The sequence below is a fragment of the Kitasatospora sp. NPDC091257 genome (assembly GCF_044757675.1).
Lineage (GTDB): Bacteria > Actinomycetota > Actinomycetes > Streptomycetales > Streptomycetaceae > Kitasatospora > Kitasatospora lactacystinica.
In genome coordinates this window covers 1-6,937 of the sequence record NZ_JBIVVI010000403.1, presented here as the reverse complement: position 1 = coordinate 6,937, position 6,937 = coordinate 1, and the positions used below count along the sequence as shown (strand labels likewise).

Here is a 6,937-nt window from a genome sequence, read left to right as displayed (position 1 = left end):
GGCAAGGGCGTTGCTCACCGCCGGCCGGTGGGCTCCGCCCGCCCGCCCGACGCCGGACCGGCGGCCCGATCGGCGGCCCCACCGGCCGTCGGTCCAGCCGCCCGTCCGGGCAGCCGCGGGGCGAGCAGCGTCCCCGCGCCGGCCACCGCCGCCATGGTCAGCGCGGACGGTGCGAGCGCCGCGCCGGGGTCCGTACGGCCGGCGGCGGTGGTGGCCAGGGCGATGCCCAGGGCCGGGCCGGTGTTCAGGACGGTCTGCTGCAGGCCGCCCGCGACCCCGGCCCGGGCGGCGGACACACCCCGGACCACCATCGTGGTGGCGGTGGCCATCACCGCACCGAAGCCGGTGCCGAGCAGCGCGAAGCAGCCGCCGATCGCGAGCGTCCCGGAGCCGGTGCCGAGCCCCGCGGTGAGCAGCGCCCCCGCGGTGATCAGTGCCATCCCCGGCAGCACCACCGCCCGTTCGCCGTGACGCTTCGCCAGCCGGGCGGAACCGGGCGCCGCGAGGATCATCGCCACCGCGAGCGGCATCGCCCGCAGGGCGCTCTGCAGGGGGTCGAGCCCGAGCACGTCCTGGAGGTAGTAGACGGCCGGGAAGAGTGCGCCCTGGAGCGCGGCGGAGGCGGCGAGCAGGACGACGAGCGGCGGCGCGACGGCCGTGGAGCGGAACAGTGCGGGCGGCAGCAGGGGGTCGGCGGTCCGGCGTTCGTGCCGGACCAGGAGGAGGGCGAGGACTCCGGCCGCGGCGAGGCAGAGTAGCGGGACGACCGGCCGGCCGGTGTCCGGCAGCGTCACCAGGCTCTCCACCAGGAAGGCCAGCGCGAGTGCGAGCAGGGCCGCGCCGGGCAGGTCGAGCCCGCTGCCGTGCCCGCTGCCGTGCTGGCCGTCGTGCTCGCTGCCGTGCCTGCTGCCGTGCCCGGCGGCCGGGGACCGGGTGTCGGGCGATCCGGCCCCGGCCGGCACCGCGAGCGCCGCCAGGAGGGCGGCCGCGGCGGGCAGCAGGCCCAGCAGGAAGACCGACCGCCAGCCGAGGTGCGCGGTCAGCGCCCCGCCGACCAGCGGCCCCGCTGCCGCCGCGAGCCCGATGGCGGCGGTGCGGATGGCGATCGGACCGGCCAGGCGGTCGGAGGGCCAGGCGGCCCGGAGCATGCCCAGGGTGGCCGGCTGCAGCAGCGCGCCGGCCACGCCCTGCAGGACGCGCAGGGCGACGACCCAGCCGATGCCGGGCGCCACGGCGATCCCGAGCGAGGCGGCGGCGAAGCCGGTCACGCCGAGCGCGAAGACCCGCCGGTGCCCGTACCGGTCGCCGAGGCGGCCGGCGAAGACCAGCAGGGCGGCGACGGTGACCAGGTAGCCGGTGCCGGCCCACTGGACGGCGGCGACGGACGCGTGCAGGTCGTGCTGGAGGGCCGGCCGGGCGACGGTCAGCGCGGTGCCGTCGACGGCGACCAGGACGGCGCCGGTGATGCTCGCGGCCAGGACGAGCCCCCGGTGGTGCCGCGGGTTCACCGCGCGGCCGGGCCGAGGTGGGCGTCCAGCGTCGCGCGCAGCAGCGGCTCGATGGAATCGTCGCCGGTGATGAGCCGCAGGCTGCCCCAGGTGCGCAGCTGGGCGAGGCCGTGCAGGTTGGACCAGAGGGCGGCGGTGGCGGCGGCCGGATCGTCGGACCGCGGGTGCACCTCGGAGACCAGGCCGACGACGGTCAGGAAGAGCGGCAGGGTGGTGCGGCGCAGTTCGGCGCCGCTGCCCTCCAGCAGGTCGTGACGGAACATCAGCTCGAACATGCCGGGGTTGGCGGCCGCGAAGCCGAGGTAGGCGCGGGCGAGCGCGTCGAGGCGGGTGCGGGCGTCGGCGCCGGTGGTGGCGGTGAGGGCGTCGGCTCCGGCGAGGGTGTCGGTGAGCCTGCCGAAGCCCTGCTGGGCGATGGCGGCGAGCAGCTCGCGGTGGGTGGGGAAGTAGCGGCGGGGCGCGCCGTGCGAGACCCCGGCGCGACGGGCGATCTCGCGCAGGCCGAGCGCCTGGACGCCGCCCTCGGCCACCAACTCGACGCCGGCGGCCACCAGTCGGGCCCGTAGATCCTGTTCCTGTTCGGTCATGAAGACACTGTCTACCAGGTGGTTGTAGACAGTGTCTACTCGCGTTCGCGGGAGCGTCCCGGGCAGAATCGACCCCATGGACGAAGGCGGCGAGCCGGCCTGCTGGCCGGACCGGGGTGGCGAGCCGGCCGGGCGGCCCCGGGTGGGGCGGCCCGCGGGAGGCAGGAGCCGCTACTGCTGCGGCGGCTGGTCGCGGAACTGGTTCTTGAGCTGCTCCTGGGCGGCGTCCACCTGACCGCTGTACTTGCCCTCGGTGCGCTGGTCGACGGTGTCGCCCGCCTTGTCGACGGCTTTGTCGGTCTGCTCCTCGTGGCCCTTCAGCAGGTTCTTGAGCTTATCCATCATGGACATCTGGTCACACTCCTGGATGAGACGCCCCCACCCCTCCAATATCACCGCGCGCGCCACGACCCGCATCTCGCAAGGTCTGCGTAAAGGCTTGGCAACGGGATTCCGGTCATGTCAAATCATGACCCTCATGACCTTCACGGCCCGTCGGATGGAGCTCCCTTGATGCTGCGCACCCGTCGCCCCACCTCCCCGCTCGACCGCTCCGTCCCGGAGGACCCCGCCACCTCCACAGGGCGCCCGCGAACCGCCGTCACCCGGCGTGGCGCGGGCGCCGCCCTGACCGTCGCCGCGCTGGTCGCCCCGCTGCTGCTGGCCGGCGCCGGCAGTGCCTCGGCCGACCCGGACCCGGCGCGCAAGGGCGCCAAGCTGGCCTCCCGGCTGGTCGAGGCGAGCAGTGCCCGGGACGCGCGGGCCACGCTGGCCGCGCTCCAGTTGATCGCGGACCGCAACGGCGGTACCCGGGTGGCCGGTTCGAAGGGGCACGACCAGTCCGCGCAGTACGTCTACGAGCAGGCGCGCCGGGCCGGGCTCAAGGTGTCCAAGCAGGAGTTCGTGTACACCTTCTTCGAGGCCCGCTCCGAGCGCCTCGACGTGGTCTCCCCGAAGGCCGAATCGGTGCCGGTGATCGCCATGACGTACTCGGTGGGCGGCCCGGAGGCGGGCCTGACCGCGGACCTGGCGGTCGCCCCGGTCGGCGCCACCACCGGCTGCACGCCCGCCGACTACCCGTCGGGCGCCTTCACCGGCAAGATCGCCCTGATCCGGCGCGGCGGATGCTCCTTCGCCGAGAAGCAGGCCGCCGCGGCCGCCGTCGGCGCGACCGGGGCGATCATCTACAACAACACCGAGGGCACCCTGAACGGGACGCTCAGCGAGCCGACGGCGGGGCGGATCCCGACCGGCGGGATCACCCAGGCCGCGGGCCAGGCCCTGGCCGCCCAGGCCGCCGCCGGGCCCGTCCGGGTGACCCTGGACATCCGGACCTTCATGGAGCAGCGCAGGACCTGGAACGTCATCGCCGAGACCCGCGGCGGCGACCCGGACCACACCGTGATGGTCGGCGCGCACCTCGACTCCGTGCCCGAGGGGCCGGGCATCAACGACAACGGCTCCGGCACGGCCGGCGTCCTGGAGGTCGCGAAGAACCTCAGTGTCCACCCGGTGAAGAACAAGGTCAGGTTCGCCTGGTGGTCGGCCGAGGAGTTCGGCCTCAAGGGCGCCGAGGCGTACGTGAACTCCCTCTCCGACGCGGAGAAGAAGAAGATCGGCCTCTACCTCAACTTCGACATGATCGCGTCCCCCAACTACGCGCAGTTCGTCTACAACGGCTCGGGCAGCGCCGGCGGCGACGCGGGCCCCGAGGGCTCGGCGCAGCTGGAACGGGACATCAACGGCTACCTGGACGGCCGGGGCCTGCCGCACGACCCGACCCTCTTCGACGGCCGCTCCGACTACGGTCCGTTCATCGACGCGGGCATCCCGGCCGGCGGCACCGACACCGGCGCCGAGAAGGTCAAGTCCCCGGAGCAGGCGGCCCGTTACGGCGGCACCGCCGGCGCCGCGTACGACGGGTGCTACCACAAGGCCTGCGACAACCTGGGCAACATCGACATGGGCGTCTTCGACGTCAACATCGACGTGATCGCGAACGCCGTCGGCACCTACGCCTGGGACCTCTCCTCGCTCCACCGGCCCGTCCCGGCCCAGCGCCCGGCCGCCAAGGCGGCGCCCGGTATCAGCGGCACGAGCGACGCCCACTCCGGCGGGGTGGTGGCCTGACGCCAGGGTGGGCCCGCCGCTGCTCCCGGCCGGCGGGCCCATCCGACCGCCGTACCCGACCGCTCCGTCCGAGACTGCTCCATCCGGGACCTCCCCGCCTCATCGCCCCTGGTGGCCGTGGGTGCGGTCACCGTAGCGCAGGACACTGACAATCCGGCCACGGACCGGTACGGTGCCGCGCGGAGCGCATCCGCCGAGACCCGGTGGGTGCGCCGGGTCCGGTCCTGACACCATGGGACCGAGATCACGACACGGTGACATCCTCGGAGGAGTCAGCAAAATGAGCACGCACTACGACGTCGTCGTCCTCGGCGCGGGCCCCGGCGGCTACACCGCCGCCGTCCGCTCGGCCCAGCTGGGCCTGAAGGTCGCGGTCATCGAGGCCAAGTACTGGGGCGGCGTCTGCCTCAACGTCGGCTGCATCCCCTCCAAGGCCCTGCTGCGCAACGCCGAGCTCGCCCACATCTTCACCAAGGAGGCCAAGACCTTCGGCATCAAGGTCGAGGGCCAGGTGACCTTCGACTTCGGCGAGGCCTTCCGGCGCAGCCGCTCGGTGGCCGACGGCCGGGTCAAGGGCGTCCACTACCTGATGAAGAAGAACGGCATCACCGAGTACGACGGCTGGGGCACCTTCGTCGACGAGCACACCCTCCAGGTCGCGCTGAGCGGCGGCGGCTTCGAGGTCGTCACCTTCGACCACTGCGTCATCGCCGCCGGTGCCACCACCCGCCTGCTGCCCGGCACCAGCCTGAGCGACCGCGTGGTCACCTACGAGGAGCAGATCCTCACCGAGCAGCTGCCGGAGAGCATCATCATCGCGGGCGCCGGCGCGATCGGGGTCGAGTTCGCCTACGTGCTCCACAACTACGGCGTGAAGGTCACCATCGTCGAGTTCCTGGACCGAGTGGTGCCGCTGGAGGACGTCGAGGTCTCCACCGAACTCGCCAAGCAGTACCGCAAGCTGGGCATCGAGGTGCTGACCTCCACCCGGGTCGAGTCGATCGACGACAGCGACCCGAACGCCAAGGTCCGGGTCACCGTCACCAAGGACGGGCAGCAGCAGGTGCTGGAGGCCGACAAGGTGCTCCAGGCGATCGGCTTCGCGCCGCGGGTCAACGGCTACGGCCTGGAGAACACCGGGGTCAAGCTCACCGACCGCAACGCCATCGCAGTGGACGGCCGCGGCCGCACCAGCGTCGAGCACATCTTCGCGATCGGCGACGTGACCGCCAAGCTGATGCTCGCGCACGCCGCCGAGACGATGGCCGTGATCGCCGCCGAGACCATCGGCGGGGCGGAGACCATGGAGGTCGACTTCGTCATGATCCCGCGCGCCACCTACTGCCAGCCGCAGATCGCCTCCTTCGGGTACACCGAGGCCCAGGCGCGCGAGCTGGGCCACGACGTCAAGGTCGCCAAGTTCCCGTTCACCGCCAACGGCAAGGCGCACGGCCTCGGCCACCCGATCGGCTTCGTCAAGGTCATCAGCGACAACACGCACGGCGAGCTGCTCGGTGCCCACCTGATCGGCCCCGAGGTCACCGAGCTGCTGCCGGAGCTGACGCTGGCCCAGCAGTGGGACCTGACCGTCCACGAGGTCGCCCGCAACGTGCACGCCCACCCGACCCTGGGCGAGGCCGTCAAGGAGGCCATCCACGGCCTGGCCGGCCACATGATCAACATGTGACGACCGGCCCTCGGCACGCGCCGCGCCCCCGTCGAGCGACTGCCCGGCGGGGGCGCGGCGCGGTTCCGGGCCGATCGGCAGGAGCGGCCCCGGGCTCCGGTCGGGGCCCGTCAGACGTGCCCGGCGATCAGGCCGAGCCGACCGTCGAAGCGGCGGTAGAGCACCCGGCCCCGGCCGGTGACCGGGTGCGCGAAGAACAGGAACGGCAGCTCCGCGCCCGCCAGCCGGTCGACGGCCTGCGCCTGCGTCAGCCGGGGCGCGCCGTACGGGCTGAGGGTGATCGGCGAGGTCCGGCGGCCCGCCGGTCCGGCCGGGACGGTACGGGCGAGGCGGTAGCCGGTCGGCCCGACCCGGTAGACCACGGCGTCGGTCTCGGTCGCCGGATCGGTGAACAGGTGGATGTCGTAGTCCATCGCGTCCATGGTCCGGGCAGCGGCCTCCGGCGAGCACCAGACCAGCGAGGGCTCCTTGTGCCGGACCACCCGGAGCTCGCGGAGCTCGCCGCCGTCCGGCCCGGTGGGGGCCGCGGCGCGGTGGCCCGGCCACGGGCGCGGTGCCCAGGCCCCGGTGACGGCCCTGATCCTGCCGCGCAGCGCGTCGCTCACCCGGTCGAGCGAGTCGCCGAGCCCGGCCGCGGCCTCCTGGACGCGGATCCGCCGGCCGTCCACCTCGGCGTTCACCTGCGCCAGCACACCCCCGGCCACGGCCGCGAGCCGGACCCGCAGGGCCTCCACCAGCGTCCCCACTCCCGGAGCCGCCGCCGCGGCGCCCACCCGGGCCCGCGCCTCGGCCAGGACCTCGCAGGTCAGCCCCTCGAACGCCCTCACCGTGACCAACTCGCCCATCCCAGGCCCTTCCACTCCCAGCCGGCGCCATACCGGCGACCAGGATTCCCGCCCCCGCTCCGCGCGGCCAGGGCCCAACGGCCCTAGGTCGCTCGTCCGGCGGACCGATCGGCCGAGCGGATGGAGCACCCGGTCGAATATCGTCACCGGTCATGGAGATGCACCAGCTGCGCTACTTCG

Annotated in this window: 6 protein-coding genes; 2 read left to right on the top strand and 4 right to left on the bottom strand. The window is 73.8% G+C overall.

What is annotated here, in order from left to right; all coding sequences use genetic code 11:
* Window positions 1-14 precede the first annotated feature (14 nt).
* The 3 genes from ACIQOV_RS19705 to ACIQOV_RS19695 form a co-directional block, all read right to left on the bottom strand.
* Window positions 15-1,508: an MFS transporter gene (locus ACIQOV_RS19705; RefSeq protein WP_401050053.1), complete on the bottom strand. Its 1,494-nt coding sequence runs from the start codon at window positions 1,506-1,508 to the stop codon at window positions 15-17.
* Entirely contained in the window at window positions 1,505-2,095 is a 591-nt protein-coding gene (locus ACIQOV_RS19700; protein WP_401050050.1) for a TetR/AcrR family transcriptional regulator, read from the bottom strand. Before ACIQOV_RS19700 ends, ACIQOV_RS19705 begins: the two co-directional genes overlap by 4 nt.
* 171 nt (window positions 2,096-2,266) lie before the next feature.
* The gene (locus ACIQOV_RS19695) at window positions 2,267-2,446 is read right to left on the bottom strand and encodes an antitoxin (RefSeq protein ID WP_401050048.1); all 180 of its coding nucleotides are present in this window, start codon (window positions 2,444-2,446) and stop codon (window positions 2,267-2,269) included.
* Window positions 2,447-2,608: 162 nt separating this feature from the next.
* On the opposite strand from ACIQOV_RS19695, the gene ACIQOV_RS19690 reads away from it, so the two are divergent.
* Window positions 2,609-4,225 (top strand): M28 family peptidase, encoded by a 1,617-nt coding sequence (locus ACIQOV_RS19690; protein ID WP_401050046.1) that lies wholly within the window; start codon window positions 2,609-2,611, stop codon window positions 4,223-4,225.
* A 280-nt stretch (window positions 4,226-4,505) separates the two neighbouring features.
* Window positions 4,506-5,912, top strand: a complete 1,407-nt coding sequence (gene lpdA, locus ACIQOV_RS19685) for a dihydrolipoyl dehydrogenase (protein ID WP_387733705.1) — start codon at window positions 4,506-4,508, stop codon at window positions 5,910-5,912.
* Window positions 5,913-6,022: 110 nt separating this feature from the next.
* Here the strand turns inward: lpdA and ACIQOV_RS19680 are convergent, their stop codons facing one another.
* Window positions 6,023-6,757 carry a sigma 54 modulation/S30EA ribosomal C-terminal domain-containing protein gene (locus ACIQOV_RS19680; protein WP_387692252.1) on the bottom strand — a complete coding sequence of 245 codons (735 nt, stop codon included), beginning with the start codon at window positions 6,755-6,757 and terminating at the stop codon, window positions 6,023-6,025.
* Window positions 6,758-6,937: the final 180 nt, after the last annotated feature.